Origin of the sequence: Streptomyces sp. NPDC005374 (assembly GCF_042872225.1) — a bacterium.
GTDB lineage: Bacteria > Actinomycetota > Actinomycetes > Streptomycetales > Streptomycetaceae > Streptomyces.
The window spans coordinates 261,373-284,009 of sequence record NZ_JBIAKA010000013.1; the positions used below are offsets into that span (position 1 = coordinate 261,373).

Genomic DNA, 22,637 nt, shown 5'->3' on the forward strand with positions numbered 1-22,637 from the left:
GGTGGTCGGGTGGGGGTGGCCGGGCGGGGGTGCAGTCGGGGGCAGGCGCTCGCTCAGGAGACCCGCGCGCGCCGCTCCATCGCCTCTCGGGCCGCGTCCTCGCTGACGTACACCTCGCACATGTGCCGTCCGTCGGGCGTCGCCGTGTGCTCGACCTCCCACAGGGAGATCTCCGTACCGTCGTGCAGCAGGAACGCGTGCTCGTACAGCGAGAAGCCCAGCCCGGCGCTCCCCGCCCGGCACGGGCGCCCGAACGCCTGCGTGATCTGGTGCGCGACCGCCTCGGTCAGCAGGGCGGCCGTCTCGTGGCCCGGCCGGTCCGCGTTCTCCGCGCGGCGCAGGAGCCGACGCGCGTGGTCCGCGGAGTCGTCGGGGACGTAGGCGGGGCGCGGCGGGCGCACCGGCGTGAGCTGCACCGTCACCGGCAGCTCGAAGTCAGGTGTGTCGGGCGGTAAGGGCAGTCGCGCGGTCGCCGCCCGCAGCTCTTCCTCGTCGACGTACACCTCGTGCTGCGGGACGCTGTCCCGTGCCGTGTTGTGGACGAGCTCCCACAGAGTGAGCGCCGAGCCGTCGTCGAGCAGCCACGTGTGCCGGTACGTCTCGCGGTGCAGCCCCGCGCTGTGGTGCGCGGAGTGCAGCGAACTGTCGTACGCCAGCGCGCAGTCGAGCCGTCGTATCGTCTCGTCGGGCAGTTCGAAGGAGTTCAGGGCACGACCGAGGAGTCGCGCGAGGTGCTCCTCCGGAGACTCGGGCGACTCGGGTGGTTCGTACGCTGCCGTCTCGTACGGAACGCTCAAGGTTTCTCCCGGCGTTGCTGCATGTCACCTTGTGGGTGCATACCGTAGCCCCTCGGTCGGACATCATGTCCGGGAACCGAGAAAACGTACGCCCGGAAAACTCCCGGGCCGCGCAGGAAGTTCCCACGCGACCCGACGATCCGTCAAAAGGCCCTGTTCAGAAGGGGGTTGCGATGATCAGGACGTGCCGTCCGCACTGCCCGCGACCCACTCGTTCCACGACAGGTTCCAGCCGTTGAGCCCGTTGTCCGGTGCCACCGTCTTGTCGGGCGAGTTCTTGACGATCACCACGTCCCCGACGAGCGAGCTGTCGTAGAACCACTTGGCCGGAGTGTCCCCCTGGCCGCCCTTCACGTCCCGCAGTCCCACACAGCCGTGGCTGGTGCCCTGGCGGCCGAAGGGCGGGTTGGCCGTGTTGTACCAGTAGTTGCCGTGGATGAAGGTCCCCGACTGCGTCAGACGCATCGCGTCCGGAACGTCAGGGATGTCGTACGCGTTGGCGAGGGCGACCGTCCTGCTGTCCATGCGGATCTTCTTGTACTTCTCGGAGATCACCATCTGCCCGTTGTACGTCGTGAACTCCGGGCTGCCCGTGGAGATCGGCACCGACTTGACGGTCGTGCCGTCCCGCACGACCTTCATGGTCTGTGTGTCGGCGTCCACCGTGGACACCTGCGAGCGCCCGATCCTGAAGCTGACGGTCTTCTCCTGCACCCCGCTGATGCCGTTGGCGCCCTCGACCCCGTCCAGGTCGATCTTCATCGTGACCTTGGAGCCGGCCTTCCAGTACTCCTCGGGCCGGAAGTCGAGCCGCTGCGAGTTGAACCAGTGCCCGACCACCTGCTGCCCGCCGTCGGAGCTGACGGTGATGTGCGACTGCACGGCCTTCTTGTCGCTGATCTCCTTGTCGAAGGTGAACGACACCGGCATCCCGACGCCGACGGTCGTCCCGTCGTCCGGCGTGTACGTCCCGATGAAGCTGTTCGCCTTGGAGACGGTCGTGAAGACGGACTTCGACGTCACGGACCTGCCGCCCGAGTCCTTCGCCGTCGCGGCTATCTCGTACTTCGTGCCGCGCTCCAACTGCTCCTTGGGTTTCCAGCTCCCCCCGTTCGCGGCCATCGCGCCCGGAACGTCCCGCCCCGTGCCCGCCACCGTCATCCTCACGCCGGTCAGGGTGCCGTCACTGACCTTCACGCCGGTCGAGTTGATCGACGCACCCGTCGAACCGTTCTTCGCGGAGATGGCGATCTCCGCGCTCGATGCCTTGGCGGCCTCCTTGCCGCCCTTCTCGTCGTTCTCCGCGTTCGAGCTGCCGCCGCACGCCGTGAGGGCGAGGGCGCCGACCATCAGGACGGCACAGGCCCCCAGTGCGCGCCGTGCTGCTGTGTCCGGCGTTGTCACGGGCTGCTCCAGGTTCTTTTGGTGTGCGTTGTCCGCTCCGGTCCGCGAAGGAGGAGGGACCCGGTCCCCGCCCGGGTTCCCCCACAGCCCGTCAAATGCCCCCACGTGACAGAACCGGGACGAAACACGGGCGTGGACGTGGGGTCCACGCGGTTCCGCACACCCCTGCGGGCACCGCGGCCCCCAGGGGCGCAACGCACCCGCGGGCAGACACCCGTCACGCCATGGGCAGCACGCTTCAGCCCTCGCCGACGCTCCCGTACAACTCCTCGTACGCCGGCCACACACCCCCCGCCCCCTCCACCGGCTCCGCCGCCCGGACGCCCCGTACGATCGCCCGCGTCACCACGTCCGCCGCCGCAGCGAGCACGGCGTTGAGCGCGAGGGGATTCCCGACGTCCAGCGGCCGCGCCCCCGTGGCCAGCGTGAACACCGTGTCGCCGTCGTGGAGCAGATGCACCGGCCGCACCGCGCGCGCGATGCCGTCGTGTGCCGTACCGGCCACTTTCTGCGCCTGCGCCTTGGACAGTTCCGCGTCGGTGGCCACCACCGCGAGCGTGGTGTTCAGCGGGGGCGGTCCGGTCGTCGCCGCGGCCTCGGCGAGCCGCAGACGCGCGGCCTCGTGCACCCCTGGTTCCGGACGGTCCACCCGCCCCTGGAACAACTCCCCGTACAGAACCCCCGTCTCCGGATCCATTACCGACCCCGCCGCGTTGACCACCACCAGCGCCGCCACGGTGATCCCCGAGTCGAGCAGCATGCTCGCCGTGCCCACACCACCCTTGAGCGCCCCGGCCGCGGCCCCCGTCCCCGCCCCCACGCAGCCCTCCCGCACCGCCGCACCGACGGCACTGGCCGCGGCGGCCTCGACGGCGGCCCGCCCGGTCGCCGCGTCCGGCCTGGCCCGGAAGTCGCCGCCCCGCCCGAGGTCGAAGACACAGGCTCCGGGCACGACCGGCACCACGTGCGCGGGATCCGGCCCGACGCGCACCCCGCGCCCCCGCTCCTCCAGCCAGGCCATCACCCCGGAGGCCGCGTCGAGCCCGTACGCGCTGCCCCCGGTCAGCACGATCGCCTCGACCTTCTGCACCACGTTGCGCGGGTCGAGCGCGTCGGTCTCCTTGGTGCCGGGACCACCGCCGCGCACGTCCACCGCGGCGACGGCCCCGCCCTCCGGGGCGAGCACGACCGTGGTGCCGGTGAGCCAGCCGCCCCCGGTGCGCGTCGCGTGGCCCACGCGCACCCCGGCGACATCCGTCAGAGCGTCGACTGTCATGGCATCTGTCATGGCACCAGTCTCGACCAGCCGCCCTCCCGCACGGCCCGACGGGATCACACCGCGCGAACCGTGTTCCGCTGCTCCCGTGCCACCATCCGCGCGGTCAGCGTCGTCCCGGTCACCACGGCCAGCGCCGCCACGACGCCCGCCGCGACCACCGCCCGGTCGCCCAGGAAGGTGCAGCAGATCACCAGCACCGCCGCGACCGGCAGCACCAGCTGCTGCGGGACGCCCACCTTGAAGTGACGCGAGTGCAGCAGCCAGACGGTCAGCAGATACAGCGCGGTCGGCAGGGTCACGGCGGCCGACGCGGCCTGTGTGGAGATGTGCGCCTTGCCGACGGCCTGCTCCACGGCGACCTCCAGGCCCGCGCCGATCGCGGCGGCCGAGGCGAAGACCAAGTAGTGACCGTAACCCCACAGGAACGCCTGTCTGTTGGAGCGCAGATGGCCATGGATGGGCACCACGAAGTAGATCCACCAGGCGGCGAAGACGATCAGCAGTCCGCCCGCGGCGATCGGCAGCACTTCGCCGAGCGCGTCGTTCTCGTCGATGCCGGACTTCACGGCGACCGTGGCGGCGGCGATCGTCTCGCCGAGCACGATGATCGTGAACAGCCCGTAGCGTTCCGCGATGTGGTGCGGATGCCACGAGGTCGGGTGGTCCTTCTCGGCGAAGGCCGGCACACACATCTCCAGCGGCGCCATCACCAGGAAGACCCAGGCCCGCCCGCCCTCCGGCAGGACCAGCAGACCCAGCCAGCCGACCTGGCACAGCAGCACGCCGAACGTGTACCGCAGCGCCGTCGTCCGCTCCGCGCCCTCGCTCGAACGCGCCACCCGCAGCCACTGCACGATCAGCGCCAACCGCATGAGCATGTATCCCAGCCACACGGCCAGGAACTCGTGCTCCTCGAACGCCCTGGACACCCCGGCTGCCAGGACCAGGACACCGGCGATCTGGAGCAGGGTGACGACCCGGTAGAGGGCGTCGTCGTTGTCGTACGCCGACGCGAACCAGGTGAAGTTCATCCAGGCCCACCAGATGGAGAAAAAGACCATCGCGTAGTTGAGGAGCCCCTGGCCGGCGTGTGCCTCGGCGACGGAGTGCACCAGGGCCACGCCCGCCTGGGCGATGGCCACCACGAAGCACAGGTCGAAGAAGAGCTCCAGCGGCGAGGCGACCCGATGGGCCTCGTCCCGGCCGCGGGCGGTGAGCCTGCGCAGAGGGCTTTGCCGGCCGGCAGGTCGTGCGGGAGCGGGCGTGGGAGTCGGACTGGACGTCATGCGGCCAAGCACAGCAGATGGCGCGCGGAATTGCTTGGGCGGGGATCCGGGAGAGAGGCCGGGCGGGGATTCGTGACGACGGGTCGAGGTCCGGGAGTGAGACGGCCGGGAAGGCGGCACGGTCGGATACCGGCACGGACTCCGGTTCAGCCGCGAGCACCGGCACCGGCACCGGCACCGGCACCGGTTCGGTCATGAGCGCGAGCGCGAGCACGCGCAAGGACGCACGCACGGACCCGAGGCCGGGAGCGGCGGGGCCGTACCCTGGACGCATGAGTACCGCCCCCGATGCCGAGCCGCGTGAGCCGAAGTCCGCGCTGATCTTCGACGACCCGCTGGACCAGCAGTCCTCGGACGACACCGACCGGGGCTGGGGCGACCGGCCGCGCGCCGACGGTGACAGCGCGGCCGACCTGAAGCGCTTCCTCGACGAGAAGCCGCCCCACCACCTCTGAGCGAGCCGCAGCGCGGCCCGCGCCGGCCGATGGCCCCAAGGGCCTGTCGTCGAATGTCCGCCTGGGTCGCGGCGCCCTGCACGCCCTCTCGCCGCACGGGCCGCAGACCCACGTGCAACCAGTGCGAGGGGTTCCTGCTCCTGGCACGCCGAGAGCACGCACCTGCCGCCACGAGGCCCGCCCGCCGGGCGGACGACGTGAACGTGACGACAAGCCTTGGCGCCTAGCGCCCGTCGTGCCCCGAGCCCCGCTGCGCCACCAACGCGTCGCGGATCTCCTTGAGGACCTCCAGCTCGGACACCTCGATGATCTCGTGCGTGCCCTCCTTCGCCTTCCTGCGGGCCTCCGCCCGGGCCAGGTACTTCGACATCGGCAGGACCATCAGGAAGTACACGACGGCCGCGGTGATCACGAAGCTCAGCGTGGCGCCGAGGACGGAGCCCCACATGATCTGGATGCCGCTCTGCACGGTGCCGTCCGCCGCGACCTTGCACGGGTGTTGGAGACACGAGCTGTAGCTGTCGAGGTTCTTGGTGCCGATCGCTCCGACCAGCGGGTTGATCACGCCCTTCACCACCGACGTGACGATGTTGGTGAAGGCGGCGCCGATGACCACCGCTACTGCCAGATCGACGACGTTCCCGCGCGTCAGGAAGGCCTTGAAGCCCTCCCAGACGTTCGGCTTCTTCTCGCTCACCCAGGGGCCTCTTCTCGCACGTACAGCTTGTGGAACAAACAGCTCCGCAACCTACGTCAACGTGCGGTGACCCTGTCCAATTGGGTAGCTCGAAAGGGCGACTTGGTACAAAGGTGCGCACCGGACGGAACGTTGCGCTCACCACACCGTCACCGCCAGCCGTGCCGTCGCGCTCGCGCCCGCGAGACGGGCCGCCGTCGACCGAGGCACCGTGAGCACGACCAGCGCCCCGCCCTCGCTCACGCCGTCCACGGGCTCCGGCACCTTCGTCACCCGCGCCCCGCGCGCGACCACTTGGGCCTCACCGCCCAGGGCCGAGTCCTCGGCGGCGATGACGTCGACCCGGTCCCCGGGGCGCAGCAGCCGGACGGTCGCCCCGTCGGCGATCCGCACCGGCGCCGACACCGTCTCCACGGCACGGGAGCCTCGTACGGGCTCGGCCACCCGATGCCCCCGTGCCCCGTCGTCGCCCCGTGGACCCGCCGCCACCAGTGCCGCCGCGGTGACGGCGAGACCGACGGCCACGGCACGCCTGCGGTGCCGTACGAGCCGCCGTAGTTGATACCACCCGCCGCGCACCCGCACGGGAGCGAAGTGCGGCACCTCGCAGGTGGGCGGGGCGTCGGCGCCGGGCGGGCGCGGAGCGACGGGGGAGGGGAACCCGGAAGGCGAGGGAGCGAAGGAGGACATGAGGGCCACCACCTGTGACGAGGCATCGGTTTGCCCTGCCACGATGAGGCCTCGCGCCGCTTCCCGCCGGAGCCGGTGGACTACCGACGGGTTGTGGAAAACTCCCTCACCCGAACGAGAACCTCCGCCCCCACTACGGCAGTTCGAACCCCGGATCCATCCCGCCCAGCGCGTTCACGCACAGACAGTCCCGCGCATCCGGCGAGGGCAGCGCGGCCACCGCGTCGAACAGCACGCCCCGCAGCCGGTCCACGTTCGCCGCGAACACCCGAAGCACCTCGTCGTGCGAGACGCCCTCGCCGGTCTCGGCCCCCGCGTCGAGATCGGTGACCAGGGTCAACGACGTGTAGCAGAGCTCCAGTTCACGGGCGAGGGACGCCTCGGGGTGGCCGGTCATGCCCACCACCGACCAGCCCTGCGCCTGATGCCACAACGATTCGGCACGAGTCGAGAACCGGGGCCCCTCGATCACGACGAGCGTGCCGCCGTCCACCGCTTCCCAGTCCCGCCCGCGGGCCGCCTTCAGCGCGGCCGCCCGCCCGACCGGGCAGTACGGGTCGGCCAGGGACGTGTGCACCACGTTCGGTACCGCGCCGTCCGGCAGCGGCAGCCCGTCGAAATACGTTCCCGCCCGGGACTTCGTACGGTCGACCAGCTGGTCGGGCACGAGCAGCGTGCCCGGACCGTACTGGGGGCGCAGCCCGCCCACGGCACACGGGCCGAGGACCTGCCGGGCTCCGACCGACCTGAGTGCCCACAGATTGGCCCGGTAGTTGATCCGGTGCGGCGGCAGATGGTGGCCGCGTCCGTGCCGGGGCAGGAAGGCGACCTGCCGGCCGGCGACCTCGCCGAGGAAGAGGGAGTCGCTGGGCGGGCCGTAGGGGGTGTCCACCTGGACCTCGGTCACGTCGTCGAGGAACGAGTAGAAGCCGGAGCCTCCGATTACGCCGATCTCTGCGTTCGCCATGACCAGCACAGTATCCGGCGCCGAAATGGGGCGGCGAGCGGCTCGGGGAACGCCGAGGACCCGGCCGTCGTACGACGGCCGGGTCCTCGAAGTGAGACCTACGCGGCGGAGCTGCTGCTGGACGAGCTGCCCGAACTCGACGACTTCGACTCCGAGGAGGACGACTTCGACTCGGACGCCGACGAGGTGGACGGCGTGGACGTCGCCGGCTTCGAGGTCGACGGGGTGCTGCTCGACGAGGAGCCGCGGCTGTCGTTGCGATAGAAGCCGGAGCCCTTGAAGACGATGCCGACCGCGGAGAACACCTTCTTGAGGCGGCCCTGGCAATTGGGGCACACGGTCAGGGCGTCGTCGCTGAACTTCTGCACCGCCTCGAGGCCCTCGCCGCACTCGGTGCACTGGTACTGATAGGTGGGCACTGTCTTCCTCCTGGCACTCTCACTCAGTGAGTGCTAACGAGGGTCCATAGTGACGTATTCCCGAGGATCAGTCCACTGCCACCGGCACTCGGTGACCGATGCCACGTGCGACGGTCCGGCTGCGGGGCCGTCCGACAAGGTGGGAACGCAGCGCCAGCAGGGTCGCCAGGGCCAGCAGCGTGCCGCACATCGGCACCAGGAATCCGGCGCCGTCCCAGAAGCGGTCCTCCAGCTGTCCGGCGATCGTGACGGCGGCCGCCTGGCCGAGTGCCACGGCTCCGGTGAGCCAGGTGAAGGCCTCGGTGCGGGCGCCGGCCGGGACCAGGTCCTCGACCAGGGTGTAGCCGGTGATCAGGGTGGGCGCGATGCACATGCCGACCAGGAGACCGAGGCCGGCCAGGACGAACACCGAGTGCGCGGCCCACAGGCCGGAGGCCGTCAGAGCCAGGGCGCCGTACGCGAGGACCAGGCGGCGCTGCGGGGCCACCTTCCAGGCGATGGCTCCGCAGACCAGGCCGGAGAGCATGTTGCCCGCGGCGAAGACGCCGTACAGGACGCCGTTCAGGCCGGGCTCGCCGATCGACTCGCTGAACGCGGCCAGCGAGACCTGCATCCCGCCGAACACGGCACCGATGCCCAGGAACGTCACGATCAGGACCCGTATGCCGGGGACGCGCAGAGCGGAGGAGCGCTCCACGCGTGCGTGCCCGTCGACCGCGGTGACCGACGGCTGCGTGCTCCTCTGCGCGGCGAACAGCAGGCCGCCGAGCAGCGTGAGCGACGCCTCCGTCAGCAGGCCGACGGCGGGGTTCACGGCAGTGCACAGGGCGGTAGCCAGCAGTGGGCCGAAGACGAAGGTCAGCTCGTCCGTGACGGACTCGAAGGCCGCGGCCGTGGTCATCAGGGGTGAGCCCTGGAGCTTCACGCCCCAGCGGGCGCGGACCATGGGGCCGATCTGCGGCACCGAGGCACCCGTGGGCACGGCCGCCGCGAACAGCGCCCACAGGGGTGCGTGCGAGAGGGCCAGCGCCGTCAGGGACAGTACCGACAGGGTGTGCGCCAGCACACCGGGGATCAGGACGGCGCGCTGACCGTAGCGGTCCGCGAGACGGCCGCTGTAGGGGGCGAACAGCGCCATGGCGACGCCTGTGGCCGCCGCCACGGCGCCCGCGGCGCCGTACGAGCCGGTGGTGTGCTGCACGAGCAGCACGATGGAGATCGTGAGCATCGCGAACGGCTGGCGTGCCGCGAAGCCGGGGAGCAGGAACGTCCAGGCGCCGCGGGTGCGCAGCAGCTGTCCGTATCCCGGACGGGAGGTGGTGACCGTGGATGCCACGGCCCGTGCCTTTCTGCCGCCTGGTGGCGTGGTTCCCCTCGGAAGGGATGGCGCCGAGAGCTGTCCTCTTGCGCGGACTGCGGTAGATGCCGAAGGTCACTGCTCAGGGACGTCTCGGCCGCCATACGGTCGCGCCAGCTCTGCGTCAGGCAGAGTTGGTTCGATCAGGGGTGCTTTCATCCTACAGGGAGCGCGAAACGCACCTGTAACAACCACCCTCCGTGGCCGCTCTCAGCGTCCGTTGCCGATGCCGCCTGTACCCAGCCATCCGGCCAGCTTGCCGCCGTGGCCCACCGCGCGCAGCCGCCGCTCCGCGGCGTCGCGGACCGGGTCGGTGGCCACGACGAGCAGTTCGTCGCCGCGCCGCAGCACCGTCGTGGGCAGCGGAACGAACGATTTTTCATCGCGGACGACCAGGGTGACCGCGGCCCCGGCGGGCAGCCGCAGCTCGTTGACCTCGACGCCGTGCATCCGGGACCCCTCGGGGATCGCGACGGACAGCAGATGTCCGCGCAGCCGCTCCAGGGGCGCCGATTCGATGCCGAGGTCGGCGGCCTCGGGGTCCCCGCCCAGCTGCAGCTTGCGCGCCAGCCAGGGCAGCGTCGGACCCTGCACGAGGGTGTAGACGACGACCAGGACGAAGACGATGTTGAAGATGCGACGGCTGCCCTCGACGCCGCTCACCATGGGGATGGTGGCCAGGATGATGGGCACGGCGCCGCGCAGGCCGGCCCAGGACATGAGGGTCTGCTCCTGCCACGGCACCCGGAACGGTGTCAGGCACAGGAAGACGCTCAGGGGTCGCGCCACCATGGTCAGCACCAGCCCGATGACGAGCCCGGGCAGCACGTCGTCGCCGAGTTCGTGCGGGGTGACCAGCAGGCCGAGCAGGACGAACATGCCGATCTGGGCGATCCAGCCGAGCCCGTCGGCGAAGCCGCGGGTGGCGGGCCAGTGCGGCAGCTTGGCGTTGCCCATCGCCATGGAGGCGAGATAGACGGCGAGGAACCCGCTGCCGTGCGCCAGCGAGCCCGCCGCGTACGCGGTGACGGCGATGGCCATGACCGCGATCGGATAGAGGCCGGAGGCGGGCAGGGCGACGTGCCTGAGGCCCCAGGAACCCAGCCAGCCCACCGCGATGCCGATGGCCGCGCCGATGGCCAGCTCCAGGGTTATCTCGCCGATCAGCGCGTACCAGTGGTCGACCGGTCCGGCCTGGGAGAAGGCGACGACGAGGATGACCACCGGGGCGTCGTTGAAGCCGGACTCGGCCTCCAGCGTGCCCGTCACGCGCGTGGGGAGGGGGATCTTGCGCAGCACCGAGAAGACCGCCGCCGCGTCCGTCGAGGACACGACCGCCCCGATGATGAGCGCCTGGCGCCACTCCAGCCCGATCAGGTAGTGCGCGGCCGTCGCCGTGACCCCGACGCTCACCGCGACCCCGGCCAGTGCCAGCGCGGTGGCGGCCGGCAGAACCGGCTCGATCTCCTTCCACTTCGTGCCGAGGCCGCCCTCGGCCAGGATCACGACCAGGGCCGCGTACCCGATGACCTGGGTCAGCTCGGCGTTGTCGAAGTGGATGTCGCCGATGCCGTCCTGGCCCATGGCGATGCCGATCCCCAGGTACACGAGCAGGCTGGGGAGCCCGCTGCGCGAGGAGATCCGGACCGCTGCCACGGCGACGAGCAGGACCAGCGAGCAGACGAGCAGGAGCTGGTTGAGGTGGTGGACAGTCAGCGGCCGTTCCCTTCCCTGGCTCACCGGCATACGCGCGTGTGAGCTCACGTACATAGGACACGAAGTGACGGGACTCCGCATCCAAGTACTTCGTTACCTTACCTAACTCTTGACGATTTCTTGACGCTTCGCGAGGCAAGATCGAACGCCCGTCCGCGCCGGTACCCGACACCGCGTCAAGTGGCGCCGGGCCCTGCGCCTATGGTTGCTCCAGCGCGCAGAGCCTGCGTCACATCCCCTGGCGCGCGACGCCTGGCCGGGGACGTGACGCAGGCTCCCCGTCAAAAGCACAGCCCGCCCTGCCGCTCGCGTTAGGACAGCAAGGACAGCGATGCCCCCCACCACCACCGCCTCATCGGGTCAGCAGCCCGGCAAGTCCGGCAGGAAGAAGGGGCGCAGAGCCCGCCTGATCGTTCTGGTCCTCGTACTGGCCATCATCGGTGGCATCGCCTACGGCGGGTACTGGTCGGTGAGCACGGTCCGCGCGTCCCTTCCGCAGACCAAGGGCTCGATCGAGCTCCAGGGCCTGTCGGGCCCCGTGGACGTCCAGCGCGACAGCTACGGCATCCCGCAGATCTACGCCTCCTCGGACGCGGACCTGTTCATGGCGCAGGGCTACGTCCAGGCGCAGGACCGCTTCTACGAGATGGACGTTCGCCGGCACATGACCTCCGGGCGCCTGTCGGAGATGTTCGGCAAGGGCCAGGTCGACGACGACGAGTTCCTGCGCACGCTCGGCTGGGACCGGGTCGCGAAGAAGGAGTACGACACCAAGCTGTCGGCCTCCACCAAGAAGTACCTCCAGGCGTACGCCAAGGGTGTCAACGCCTACCTCCAGGGCAAGAGCGGCGAGGACATCTCCCTGGAGTACGCGCCGCTCGGCTTCAAGAACGACTACAAGCCCCAGAAGTGGACCCCGGTCGACTCGGTCTCGTGGCTGAAGGCGATGGCCTGGGACCTGCGCAGCAACATGCAGGACGAGATCGACCGCGCCCTGATGACCAGCCGCCTCGGCCCGAAGCAGATCGCCGACCTCTACCCCGACTACCCGTACAGCCGGAACCAGACGATCGTCCAGGAAGGCCAGTACGACGAGCTGACCGGGACGTTCGAGCAGGACGGCAGCTCGGAGGACAACGGGCTGTCCGGCACGGGCACCTCCGGCACGGGCACCTCCGGAACCTCGACGAGCGGCGCCACGGGCACGTCGGCCTCTTCCTCCTCCTCGACCTCCACCGCGGCCTCCTCGGCCCTCCAGAGCCAGCTCTCGGGCCTCTACAAGGTCCTGGACGACGTCCCGACGGCCGTCGGCGTCAACGGCCAGGGCATCGGCTCCAACTCCTGGGTCGTCGCGGGCTCGCACACCATCACCGGCAGCCCGCTGCTGGCCAACGACCCGCACCTGTCGCCCTCGCTGCCGTCCGTCTGGTACCAGATGGGCCTGCACTGCCGGACCGTCTCCAGCAAGTGCCAGTACGACGTCACCGGCTACACGTTCGCGGGCATGCCCGGCGTGGTCATCGGCCACAACGGGAAGATCGCCTGGGGCATGACCAACTCCGGCGTCGACGTCACCGACCTCTACCTGGAGAAGCTCTCCGGCGACGGCTACCTCTACGACGGCAGGACCAAGCCCTTCACCTCGCGCGAGGAGACCATCAAGGTCGCCGGCGGAGCGTCCAAGAAGATCGTCGTCCGTGAGACGAACAACGGCCCCCTGCTGTCCGACCGTTACGACGAGCTGGTGAAGGTCGGCAAGAAGGCCACCGTCGACAACGCGGCCCCCGACCGAGGCGACGGCTACGGCGTCGCCCTGCGCTGGACCGCGCTCGACCCCGGCACCTCCATGGACGCCGTGTTCGCGATGGACAAGGCGTCGAACTGGAGCGACTTCCGCGCGGCGGCGGCCCTGTTCGACGTGCCCTCGCAGAACCTCGTCTACGCCGACGCCGAGAACATCGGCTACACCCTGCCCGGCCGCATCCCGATCCGCGCCAAGGGCGACACCGGCGCCATCCCGGCCCCGGGCTGGGACTCCAAGTACGCCTGGACCGGCAAGTACATCAAGCAGGACGAGCTGCCCTACGAGTACAACCCCTCGCGCGGCTTCATCGTCACCGCCAACCAGGCCGTCGTCGACAAGGACAAGTACCCCTACACGCTCACCACGGACTGGGGTTACGGCGCCCGCAGCCAGCGCATCACCGACCTGATCGAGCAGAAGATCAAGGGCGGCGGCAAGATCTCCACCGACGACATGCGGCAGATGCAGCTCGACAACAGCAGCGAGATCGCCAAGCTGCTCGTGCCCAAGCTGCTGAAGATCGACATCAAGGACAAGGACGTCCGTCAGGCGCAGGAGCTCCTGGAGGGCTGGGACTACACCCAGGACGCCGACTCGGCGGCGGCGGCCTACTTCAACGCCGTCTGGCGCAACATCCTCAAGCTCGCCTTCGGCAACAAGCTGCCCAAGGAACTGCGGGTCAAGGGCCAGTGCCTGTGGGTCGACCCGGTCGACCCCACCGGGCCGGCCGACGAGACGGACAAGGTCCGCGAGTGCGGCCAGCGCGACGCCGACCAGGCGCAGCCCGACGGCGGTGACCGCTGGTTCGAGGTCGTGCGCAAGCTCATGGACGACCCGAACAGCGACTGGTGGAAGACCCCGGCCGGAGTGGGCGACCGTCCCAAGGCCGACAACCGCGACCAGCTGTTCGAGCGCGCCCTGATCGACGCCCGCTGGGAGCTGACCGCCAAGCTCGGCAAGGACATCGACACCTGGAGCTGGGGCCGGCTGCACCGCCTGTTCCTGAAGAACCAGACCCTGGGCACCGAAGGTCCCGGCTTCGTGAAGTACATGCTCAACCGCGGCCCCTGGAAGCTCAGCGGTGGCGAGGCGACGGTCAACGCGACCGGCTGGAACGCGGCGGGCGGCTACGGCGTCGTCTGGGTGCCGTCGATGCGCATGGTGGTCAACCTCGGCGACCTCGACAAGTCGAAGTGGATCAACCTCACCGGCGCCTCGGGGCACGCCTACAGCGCGCACTACACCGACCAGACCGGCAAGTGGGTCAAGGGCGAACTGCTGGACTGGGCCTTCTCGAAGGACGCCGTCGACAAGAGCACGAGCGACACGCTGCTCCTGAAGCCGTGAGCCTGCGGCGATAGACCGAGCCTTCGACGTCGGGGGCCCTCCACACACGTGTGGAGGGCCCCCGCCTCATGAGCGCCCGCCTCACGCGGGCCGGTTGAAGCGGCGCACGCCCGACGGCGTGACCACCGCGTGCACCGGCCGGTCGTGCGCCTCCTCCGGCACCCGCGCGACGACCTCGGCGTCGTACAGGAGCACCACCAGCGCCGGTCGTGCGCCCGCGCGCTCCAGGCGCGCGAGCACCCGGTCGTACGACCCCCCGCCGCGCCCCAGGCGCATCCCGCGCCCGTCCACCGCCAGGCCGGGCAGCAGCACGACGTCGGCACCGGTCACGGCGTCCGGGCCCAGACGTTCGCCGGAAGGCTCGAAGAGGGTCATTTTTCCGCCGTGTTGGACGCGGGCGAGAGAGCCCTCGCCGGTGTAGGCGCCCCAGTCCAGATCGTTGTCCGGCAGAAGCGCGGGGAGCAGGACGCGCACGCCCCGCTCGCGCAGCGCGTCCAGGAGCACCAGCGTCCCGGGTTCGCCCCCCACGGAGACATACGCGGCCACCGTGCGCGCGCCCGTCAGCTCGGGCAGTTCGAGTGCCCGGCGGGCCAGCGCGACCGCCCCTTCTCGCACGTCATCGGCCGTCAACCTGTTTCTCACCGCCAGGTAGTCTCGCCGCAACGTTCGCTTGTCAGGCTCGGCCGGACGCCCGAGGTGACTCAAAGTCTCCACCCGTACCCTTTCAATGCGCTCATATAAGAGCTTATTAACCGGACCCACAGATTCCACGCAAAGGCTCCGGATAAGGTGCGGACATGACTCAGTCGCACCCTCGGATCAGCAAGGCTGTCATCCCGGCAGCCGGTCTCGGCACCCGCTTCCTGCCGGCAACCAAGGCCACTCCCAAGGAGATGCTGCCGGTCGTCGACAAGCCGGCGATCCAGTACGTGGTCGAGGAGGCCGTCTCGGCGGGCCTCGATGACGTCCTCATGATCACGGGACGCAACAAGCGCCCCTTGGAGGACCACTTCGACCGCAACTACGAACTCGAGTCCGCCCTCCAGAAGAAGGGTGACCGCAGCCGGCTCGCCAAGGTCCAGGAGTCCAGCGACCTCGCCACCATGCACTACGTCCGCCAGGGCGACCCCCGAGGCCTCGGCCACGCCGTCCTGTGCGCCGCCCCCCACGTGGGCGACGAGCCCTTCGCCGTCCTCCTCGGCGACGACCTGATCGACGCCCGCGACCCGCTGCTCCAGCGGATGATCGAGGTGCGCGGGCAGTACGGGGGCAGCGTCATCGCGCTGATGGAGGTCGCGCCCGAGCAGATCCACCTCTACGGCTGTGCCGTCGTCGAGGAGACCGAGGACGGCGACGTCGTCAAGGTGAGCGGCCTCGTCGAGAAGCCGGAAGCCGCCGACGCCCCGTCGAACTACGCGGTCATCGGCCGCTACGTCCTCGACCCGCACATCTTCGAGATACTCCGCAAGACCGAGCCGGGCCGCGGCAACGAGATCCAGCTGACCGACGCCCTCCAGCAGCTCGCCCAGGACGAGAAGGTCGGCGGTCCGGTGCACGGCGTCGTCTTCAAGGGCCGCCGCTATGACACCGGGGACCGTGGCGACTATCTGCGTGCCATTGTCAGACTCGCGTGCGAACGTGAAGACCTGGGCCCGGACTTCCGGACCTGGCTTCGCAGTTTCGTAGCCGAGGAGATGTAGCGAGTTGAGCAGCGCCGCGACCCGTCCCGCCGACCAGGACCACCTCTGGTCGGTGGACGAGCACCTGGAGGACATCCTCGCGACGGTCCGCCCCCTCGAACCCATCGAGCTGCAACTGCTCGACGCCCAGGGCTGCGTCCTGGTCGAGGACATCACGGTCCCGGTGTCCCTGCCGCCGTTCGACAACAGCTCGATGGACGGATACGCGGTCCGGGTCGCGGACGTGGCGGGTGCGAGCGAGGAGTTCCCGGCCGTTCTGGACGTCGTAGGGGATGTCGCGGCGGGCCATGCGGAACTGCTGCACGTCGGCCCCGGACAGGCCGCCCGCATCATGACCGGCGCCCCGCTGCCGCCCGGCGCCGAGACCGTCGTCCCCGTCGAGTGGACCGACGGAGGCCTCGGCGAGGGCCCGGTGACCGGGATGCGCGCCCGCAGCCTCGCCCCCGAGGGCGCCGAGGGACAGGTGCACGTGTACCGGCCCGCCGAAGCACGCGCGCACGTGCGCGCCAAGGGCAGCGACGTCCGGGCGGGCGACCGCGCCCTGGACGCCGGCACCGTCCTCGGCCCGCCGCAGATCGCCCTGCTCGCCGCGATCGGCCGCGGCAGCGTACGCGTGCGCCCGCGTCCGCGCGTGGTCGTCATGTCCACCGGCAGCGAACTCGTCCAGCCCGGCGAGAGCCTCGGCAGCGGCCAGATCTACGACTCCAACAGCTTCGCCCTCACCGCGGCCGCCCGGGACGCGGGCGCCATCGCCTACCGGGTGGGCGCCGTCGCCGACGACGCCGAGACCCTGCGCTCCACCATCGAGGACCAGCTGGTTCGCGCCGACCTGGTGGTCACCACGGGCGGCGTGAGCGTCGGGGCGTACGACGTCGTCAAGGAGGCGCTGTCGCACGTCGACGACGAGGACGAACCGGGCAGCGGCGTCGACTTCCGCAAGCTCGCCATGCAGCCCGGTAAACCCCAGGGCTTCGGCTCCATCGGTCCCGACCACACCCCGCTGCTGGCCCTGCCCGGCAACCCGGTCTCCTCGTACGTCTCCTTCGAGCTGTTCGTCCGGCCCGCCATCCGCGCCCTCATGGGCCTCGACGACGTCCACCGGCCCACGACCAGGGCGACCCTGACCGCGGACAAGGCGCTGACCTCACCGAAGGGACGACGGCAGTTCCTGCGCGGTACATACGCCGACGGCGCGGTCACCCCCGTCGGCGGCGCCGGATCCCATCTGGTCGCCGCCCTCGCGCAGGCGGACGCGCTGATCGTCGTACCGGAGGGTGTGGAGTCCGTCGAGCCCGGCACCGAGGTCGAAGTGGTCCTGCTCGGCTGAGCACTCCTGGTTGGCGGTACCGTGTCGCGCACAACAGGCCGGACCGGGAGCGCCGCACAATCATGAGTACGCAGGACCGACTGACTCACATCGACGAGGCGGGCGCCGCCCGCATGGTCGACGTATCCGGCAAGGACGTCACCGCACGCACCGCGCGTGCCAGCGGACGCGTCCTGGTGTCGCCCCGGGTGATCGAGCTGCTGCGCGGTGAGGGCGTCCCCAAGGGGGATGCCCTGGCCACCGCGCGGATCGCGGGCATCATGGGCGCCAAACGCACCCCGGACCTGATCCCGCTCTGCCACCCGCTGTCGGTGTCCGGTGTGAAACTGGACCTGTCGGTCGCGGACGACGCCGTGGAGATCACGGCCACCGTGAAGACCACGGACCGCACGGGCGTCGAGATGGAGGCCCTCACCGCGGTCTCCGTCGCCGCGCTCACCGTGATCGACATGGTCAAGGCGGTCGACAAGGGAGCGGTCATCACGGACGTACGGGTGGAGGAGAAGTCGGGCGGTAAGTCGGGCGACTGGAGCCGGGCATGACATATCGCGCTCTTGTGGTCACCGCCTCCAACAGGGCGGCCGCCGGGATCTACGAGGACAAGGGCGGTCCGCTGATCGCCGACGGCCTGAAGCGCTTCGGCTTCACCGTCGACGGCCCCCAGGTCGTCCCCGACGGCGACCCCGTCGAGGCCGCTCTGCGCGCCGCCGCGGACGCCGGATACGACGTCGTCGTCACCACCGGCGGCACCGGGATCTCGCCCACCGACCGCACCCCCGAGGCGACCCGCGCGGTGATCGACCGCGAGGTGCCGGGCATCGCGGAGGCCGTCCGGGCGTTCGGGCGGGAGAAGGTGCCGACCTCGGCGCTGTCCCGGGGTCTGGCCGGGGTGGCCGGGCGCACTCTGATCGTCAATCTTCCGGGTTCCAGTGGCGGGGTGAAGGACGGACTCGCCGTCCTGGAGCCCCTGTTGGTCCACGCCGTCGACCAGATCCGCGGCGGCGACCACCCGAGACCCGGCGCCGGCACTGGGGGTGCGAGCTGAACAGCCCGTCATGGCCCGCCGTACTGGCGGACGGCGATGTCGTCCTGAGGCCGATAAGGATGCGCGACCAGCGGATCTGGCGCGAGGTCAACCGCCGCAACCGGGACTGGCTGCGGCCCTGGGAGGCCACCATTCCGCCGCCCACCCCCACCGGGCCGATCGCGCACCGGCCGACCTTCCGTCAGATGGTCCGCCACCTCAGGTCCGAGGCGAACGCGGGGCGGATGCTGCCGTTCGTCATCGAGTACCGGGGGCAGCTGGTCGGCCAGTTGACGGTCGCCGGGATCACCTGGGGCTCGATGTGCTCGGGACATGTCGGCTACTGGGTGGACCAGTCGGTGGCCGGGCGCGGTGTGATGCCGACCGCCGTGGCGCTTGTCGTGGACCACTGTTTCCGTACTGTCGGACTGCACCGCATCGAGGTCTGCATTCGGCCCGAGAACGGACCCAGCCGACGGGTCGTGGAGAAACTCGGATTCCGCGAGGAGGGACTGCGCCCGCGCTATCTCCACATCGACGGGGCCTGGCGCGACCATCTCGTGTTCGCGCTCACCGCCGAAGAGGTGCCCGACGGGTTGCTCAGGCGCTGGCAGCGGGCACGCTCCAGCAGCACGCCCCACGACAATCCCGCATAGCTCCGGAAATGGAATGCGTGTTCGAAAATGATCGGTGCATGACCGTCTCAGGGCATTGAATTCGCGACTGAGGCGGCCTGTTGATCGGATCGGTCACAAAAAAAGCTCGAAATATCAGCCGGATCGTGCGACACACCGACTCAATTGGCAGATGGCCTCACGCAAACCCCTCTACCGTGTGAGGCGTGAGCAGCAGCGGCCTCATCTACGCAGTCATTGTCGGGGCCTGGGCCGCCTACTTGGTGCCGATGTGGCTCCGTAGGCAGGACGAGCTGAACGAGGCCCGTCCGACGGAACGCTTCAGCACCGCCATCCGGTTGCTGTCCGGACGGGCGGGCATGGAGCGTCGGTACGCCAAGGACCTGCGCGCGCGCTCCACCGACGAGGGGGAGCACGGCGCGGACGAACCGGGTGTCGTCACCGAGTCGGTGGACGTCCGGGCCTTCGCCATGCCTCCGACCCGTCCGCAGGCCCAGGCGACGGTCCAGCCGGCGGCATCGGGACGCCAGGAAGCAGCGCGTGACGCGGTGCGCGAGCCCGCGCGGGAGGCGGGACGCGAAGCCGGACGTGGCGAACCGGCACGCGCCAAAACCAACGCTCCCGCGCCCGAACACGGCGGCGCGCCGACGCGCAAGCAGGCACCCGCCACCCCGGCACAGGCCCAGGGTCAGGTCCCCGCCCGGCGCACGCCCTCCGCCGAAGCGGCCGCAGCGCGCGCCCGGCGTGTGAAGGTGCTCGCACGCCGTCGGCGTACGACCATGATGCTCTTCCTGGCCTTCACGCTCGGCGCGATCGTCGCCGCCATCGGAGGGCTCGCGTTCCTGTGGGCACCCGGCGTGCCCGCTGTCATGCTCAGCGTGTACATCGCATACCTGCGCTCCCAGGAGCACCGCCGCTTCACGTACCAGATGGACCGGCGCCGGGCCGAGGCCGCCGCGCAGCGACTGCGGGAGCGTGCCCGCCAGCCGCGCCGACGCGCCTCCGTCACCACCGGCGCGGACGCCGACGAATCGGACGAGGGACCGGCGACGGAGACCGACCCCGGGCTTTCGGCGCTCGCCGCCGACCGGCGCGCCCTCGTCGAGCAGACCGACCACGCCGAGTGGGTCGACCAGCAGCGCGAGCGGCAGCGCGGACCGGGACACGGGGACAGCTGGGACCCGGTGCCGGTGCCGCTCCCCACGTACGTGACCGCGCCGGTCGCTCCGCGCGCCACCGCGGACGTGGACCTCGGGGCGCCGGACGCGTGGAGTTCGGCGCGGTCCAGCGCCGCCGCGCCGGAACAGTCCGGTCAGGAGGCGACGCCCGCCGCGCAGGACGGGGGATCGGAGGACGGGTCCGCCGACGCGGATGACCAGCCGGCGGCGGACGAGCGCAGTGACGCCCGCCGCGCCGCCTCCGCACGCCGGGCACGCGAGCGTGGCCGCACACCGCTCTTCGACCAGTACGAGGAAGGCGACCGGCCGCGCGCGGCCAACGAGTGACGCACGGGGCGGCCTTGCAGCCCGCCGCCCTCGCACCGATGCCCGTCCCTGACCAGCCGGGAACGGATTTCCAAGCACCCTGATGGGGATGCTAGAGTTTCACTCGTTGCAAGGGCCTGTGGCGCAGTCTGGTAGCGCACCTCGTTCGCATCGAGGGGGTCTGGGGTTCAAATCCCCACAGGTCCACCGCAGCTCAGAGCCCCAGTCGGAGTGATCCGGCTGGGGCTCTTTTTGCGTCGCGCAGGAAGCGGGTGAGGAAGCAACCGTGATGCCGCACACCGCGCGCCGGGAGCGCGCCCTTCGAAGGCTCGACGTTCCGCTGCTGCTCGTGCTGTGCGGGGTGCTGCTGACGGCCGCCGTCGCGCTGGTGGTCCGGCCGATGGTGTCCACCACCCTGAGCATCCCCGCGCCGCCCAGGACATCCTCCTCCGGGATTCCCGATGCCGCGCTCCAGAGGACCTTCCGGCTGGCGGTGCCGGACGGTGCCCGGAGCGCCTCCTACCTGGTGATCCCGGGCGACGGCAGCGCGGAGAGCGGACAGGACCTCTATCTGTGCTTCCGCACCACCCCCGAAGGCCTCAAGGAGTTCTTGACCTCCCTGCACAGGACCACCGGGGATCTGACGGCCGGTGACGCCGTCCTGGACCAGGACGACATCGACTCCGTCGAGCTTCCCTGGAAGATCGGAACCAAGGGGCGCCTCGCCGGCCTCTACGTGGACATTCCCGAGCAGGGCGACGAGGCCGGCACAGCCCTGCTGACCGTCGACGAAACCGACAGGGCCGCGCCCTTGGTCTACGCCCATGTGACGGTGTAGGGCGCCTTCCTCACAGCGCCTTCGCGAAGCAGCGGCTCTCCTCGTGGAAACGGTAGTACCCGAACTTCACGCAGGGTTCGTAGCCGCTGGACGTGTACAGGGCGATGGCCTCCGGCTGCTTGGTGCCGGTCTCCAGAACCATGCGCAGGCGGCCGGCCGCGCGGGCGTCGTCCTCCAGGGCGGACAGGACGCGGCGGGCGAGACCGCGGCCGCGCATCTCCTCGATCACGTACATGCGCTTGAGTTCGGCGTCGCCGTCCAGGTTGCCCTCGCCGTTTGTGTCCTGGGCGCGCCAGCCGCCCGTGGCCACGGGGCTGTCCCTCTCGTCGTACGCGATCAGATACACGCCGTTCGGGTGCTCGAAGTCCGTCGGGGCCAGCTCGGTGGCGTCGCCGCCGTCGCCGTAGCGGACGTGGTACTCGGCCTGGACCTGGTCGTTGAGCTTCACGGCGTCGGGGTGGTGGAAGGGGACACGGCGGATCATCATGCCCTCCAGTGTGCCGGTATCGTGCCGGGGTGCTGACTGTGACCTCCGCCAATGTGAACGGGCTGCGTGCCGCCGCGAAGAAGGGCTTCGTGGAGTGGCTCGCGGACACCTCCGCCGATGTGCTCTGCCTGCAGGAGGTGCGCGCCGAGCCGCAGCAGCTGCCCGAGGCCGTCCGCGCGCCCGAGGGCTGGCACGTGGTGCACGCGCCCGCCGCCGCCAAGGGCCGCGCGGGCGTCTCCCTCTACACCCGCCGTGAGCCGGACCGTGTCCAGATCGGCTTCAGGTCGGCCGAGTTCGACACCAGCGGGCGCTACGTCGAGGCCGACCTGCCCGGCGTCACCGTCGCCTCCCTCTACCTGCCCTCCGGCGAGGTCGGCACCGAGCGGCAGGACGAGAAGGTGCGCTTCATGGACGAGTTCCTCGCGTATCTGAAGGACCTGCGGGAGCGCGCCGCCGCCGACGGCCGTGAGGTCGTCGTCTGCGGCGACTGGAACATCGCCCACCAGCAGGCCGACCTCAAGAACTGGCGCGCCAACCAGAAGAGTTCCGGATTCCTGCCCGAGGAGCGGGCGTGGCTGAGCCGGGTGCTCGACGAGACCGACGGCGGTTACGTCGACGTCGTACGGTCGCTGCATCCGGACGTGGAGGGGCCGTACTCGTGGTGGTCGTACCGGGGGCGGGCCTTCGACAACGACTCGGGTTGGCGCATCGACTACCAGATCTCCACGCCCGGCCTCGCCGCCAAGGCGGTCAAGGGGTTCGTGGAGCGCGCGGCCACGCACGCCGAGCGCTGGTCGGACCATGCGCCGGTGACGGCCGTCTACGACCTCTAGTAGTGCTTCGTTAGGTTCTGGTTCTGCTGGTGGTGAGGGGGCGGCCGCAGGTGCTGCAGGTGCCGGTCCAGCACCTCAGCAGGTCTTGGAG

22 protein-coding genes and 1 tRNA gene are annotated in these 22,637 nt (G+C 70.4%); 11 read left to right on the forward strand and 12 right to left on the reverse strand.

What is annotated here, in order from left to right:
- Nucleotides 1–53: 53 nt before the first annotated feature.
- From ACFYRX_RS31370 to ACFYRX_RS31385, 4 genes are all read right to left on the reverse strand, one after another.
- The gene (locus ACFYRX_RS31370) at nt 54–797 is read right to left on the reverse strand and encodes a DUF6227 family protein (RefSeq protein WP_389106872.1); all 744 of its coding nucleotides are present in this window, start codon (nt 795–797) and stop codon (nt 54–56) included.
- A 177-nt stretch (nt 798–974) separates the two neighbouring features.
- A complete protein-coding gene (locus ACFYRX_RS31375) occupies nt 975–2,201 on the reverse strand; it encodes an Ig-like domain-containing protein (protein WP_389106874.1) in 1,227 nt (408 codons plus the stop codon).
- A 238-nt stretch (nt 2,202–2,439) separates the two neighbouring features.
- Complete coding sequence (locus ACFYRX_RS31380) at nt 2,440–3,477, reverse strand: P1 family peptidase (protein WP_389106877.1); 1,038 nt, start codon at nt 3,475–3,477, stop codon at nt 2,440–2,442.
- Between the two features lie 56 nt (nt 3,478–3,533).
- Nucleotides 3,534–4,766, reverse strand: a complete 1,233-nt coding sequence (locus ACFYRX_RS31385; RefSeq protein ID WP_389106879.1) for a low temperature requirement protein A — start codon at nt 4,764–4,766, stop codon at nt 3,534–3,536.
- A 272-nt stretch (nt 4,767–5,038) separates the two neighbouring features.
- Here ACFYRX_RS31385 and ACFYRX_RS31390 point away from each other — a divergent pair, with 272 nt between their 5' ends.
- Nucleotides 5,039–5,221 (forward strand): hypothetical protein, encoded by a 183-nt coding sequence (locus ACFYRX_RS31390; RefSeq protein WP_389106881.1) that lies wholly within the window; start codon nt 5,039–5,041, stop codon nt 5,219–5,221.
- Between the two features lie 223 nt (nt 5,222–5,444).
- Here the strand turns inward: ACFYRX_RS31390 and mscL are convergent, their stop codons facing one another.
- The 6 genes from mscL to ACFYRX_RS31420 all read right to left on the reverse strand — a co-directional run bounded on the left by mscL (nt 5,445) and on the right by ACFYRX_RS31420 (nt 11,097).
- Nucleotides 5,445–5,918 carry a large conductance mechanosensitive channel protein MscL gene (gene mscL, locus ACFYRX_RS31395; RefSeq protein ID WP_389106884.1) on the reverse strand — a complete coding sequence of 158 codons (474 nt, stop codon included), beginning with the start codon at nt 5,916–5,918 and terminating at the stop codon, nt 5,445–5,447.
- A 138-nt stretch (nt 5,919–6,056) separates the two neighbouring features.
- Nucleotides 6,057–6,608 (reverse strand): hypothetical protein, encoded by a 552-nt coding sequence (locus ACFYRX_RS31400; RefSeq protein ID WP_389106886.1) that lies wholly within the window; start codon nt 6,606–6,608, stop codon nt 6,057–6,059.
- 133 nt (nt 6,609–6,741) lie between these two features.
- Nucleotides 6,742–7,575 carry an S-methyl-5'-thioadenosine phosphorylase gene (locus ACFYRX_RS31405; protein WP_389106889.1) on the reverse strand — a complete coding sequence of 278 codons (834 nt, stop codon included), beginning with the start codon at nt 7,573–7,575 and terminating at the stop codon, nt 6,742–6,744.
- A 98-nt stretch (nt 7,576–7,673) separates the two neighbouring features.
- Complete coding sequence (locus tag ACFYRX_RS31410) at nt 7,674–7,994, reverse strand: FmdB family zinc ribbon protein (RefSeq protein WP_389106892.1); 321 nt, start codon at nt 7,992–7,994, stop codon at nt 7,674–7,676.
- Between the two features lie 67 nt (nt 7,995–8,061).
- A complete protein-coding gene (locus ACFYRX_RS31415) occupies nt 8,062–9,330 on the reverse strand; it encodes an MFS transporter (protein ID WP_389106894.1) in 1,269 nt (422 codons plus the stop codon).
- A 231-nt stretch (nt 9,331–9,561) separates the two neighbouring features.
- Complete coding sequence (locus ACFYRX_RS31420) at nt 9,562–11,097, reverse strand: potassium/proton antiporter (protein ID WP_389106943.1); 1,536 nt, start codon at nt 11,095–11,097, stop codon at nt 9,562–9,564.
- 301 nt (nt 11,098–11,398) lie between these two features.
- On the opposite strand from ACFYRX_RS31420, the gene ACFYRX_RS31425 reads away from it, so the two are divergent.
- Nucleotides 11,399–14,218: a penicillin acylase family protein gene (locus tag ACFYRX_RS31425; protein WP_389106896.1), complete on the forward strand. Its 2,820-nt coding sequence runs from the start codon at nt 11,399–11,401 to the stop codon at nt 14,216–14,218.
- A gap of 81 nt (nt 14,219–14,299) precedes the next feature.
- Here the strand turns inward: ACFYRX_RS31425 and ACFYRX_RS31430 are convergent, their stop codons facing one another.
- Nucleotides 14,300–14,923, reverse strand: coding sequence for a 5-formyltetrahydrofolate cyclo-ligase (locus tag ACFYRX_RS31430; RefSeq protein WP_389106946.1), 624 nt, complete (start codon nt 14,921–14,923; stop codon nt 14,300–14,302).
- 92 nt (nt 14,924–15,015) lie between these two features.
- Here ACFYRX_RS31430 and galU point away from each other — a divergent pair, with 92 nt between their 5' ends.
- The 8 genes from galU (at nt 15,016) to ACFYRX_RS31470 (ending at nt 21,226) form a co-directional block, all read left to right on the forward strand.
- A complete protein-coding gene (gene galU, locus ACFYRX_RS31435) occupies nt 15,016–15,918 on the forward strand; it encodes a UTP--glucose-1-phosphate uridylyltransferase GalU (RefSeq protein WP_389106899.1) in 903 nt (300 codons plus the stop codon).
- A gap of 4 nt (nt 15,919–15,922) precedes the next feature.
- Complete coding sequence (glp, locus tag ACFYRX_RS31440) at nt 15,923–17,245, forward strand: gephyrin-like molybdotransferase Glp (protein WP_389106902.1); 1,323 nt, start codon at nt 15,923–15,925, stop codon at nt 17,243–17,245.
- A gap of 62 nt (nt 17,246–17,307) precedes the next feature.
- Nucleotides 17,308–17,787, forward strand: a complete 480-nt coding sequence (gene moaC / locus ACFYRX_RS31445) for a cyclic pyranopterin monophosphate synthase MoaC (protein ID WP_389106904.1) — start codon at nt 17,308–17,310, stop codon at nt 17,785–17,787.
- Complete coding sequence (locus ACFYRX_RS31450; RefSeq protein ID WP_389106906.1) at nt 17,784–18,290, forward strand: molybdenum cofactor biosynthesis protein B; 507 nt, start codon at nt 17,784–17,786, stop codon at nt 18,288–18,290. Before moaC ends, ACFYRX_RS31450 begins: the two co-directional genes overlap by 4 nt.
- Entirely contained in the window at nt 18,287–18,925 is a 639-nt protein-coding gene (locus ACFYRX_RS31455; protein ID WP_389106949.1) for a GNAT family N-acetyltransferase, read from the forward strand. Before ACFYRX_RS31450 ends, ACFYRX_RS31455 begins: the two co-directional genes overlap by 4 nt.
- Nucleotides 18,926–19,110: 185 nt before the next feature.
- On the forward strand, nt 19,111–20,409 hold the full coding sequence (gene glpR / locus ACFYRX_RS31460) for a gephyrin-like molybdotransferase receptor GlpR (protein ID WP_389106909.1): 1,299 nt from the start codon (nt 19,111–19,113) through the stop codon (nt 20,407–20,409).
- Between the two features lie 112 nt (nt 20,410–20,521).
- Nucleotides 20,522–20,595, forward strand: a tRNA-Ala gene (locus tag ACFYRX_RS31465).
- 82 nt (nt 20,596–20,677) lie between these two features.
- On the forward strand, nt 20,678–21,226 hold the full coding sequence (locus ACFYRX_RS31470) for a hypothetical protein (RefSeq protein WP_389106911.1): 549 nt from the start codon (nt 20,678–20,680) through the stop codon (nt 21,224–21,226).
- Nucleotides 21,227–21,236: 10 nt separating this feature from the next.
- Here ACFYRX_RS31470 and ACFYRX_RS31475 read toward each other — a convergent pair whose 3' ends face one another.
- Nucleotides 21,237–21,713: a GNAT family N-acetyltransferase gene (locus ACFYRX_RS31475; RefSeq protein ID WP_389106913.1), complete on the reverse strand. Its 477-nt coding sequence runs from the start codon at nt 21,711–21,713 to the stop codon at nt 21,237–21,239.
- A 29-nt stretch (nt 21,714–21,742) separates the two neighbouring features.
- Between ACFYRX_RS31475 and ACFYRX_RS31480 the strand changes: the two genes are divergently transcribed.
- Nucleotides 21,743–22,546: an exodeoxyribonuclease III gene (locus ACFYRX_RS31480; protein WP_389106916.1), complete on the forward strand. Its 804-nt coding sequence runs from the start codon at nt 21,743–21,745 to the stop codon at nt 22,544–22,546.
- Nucleotides 22,547–22,637: the final 91 nt, after the last annotated feature.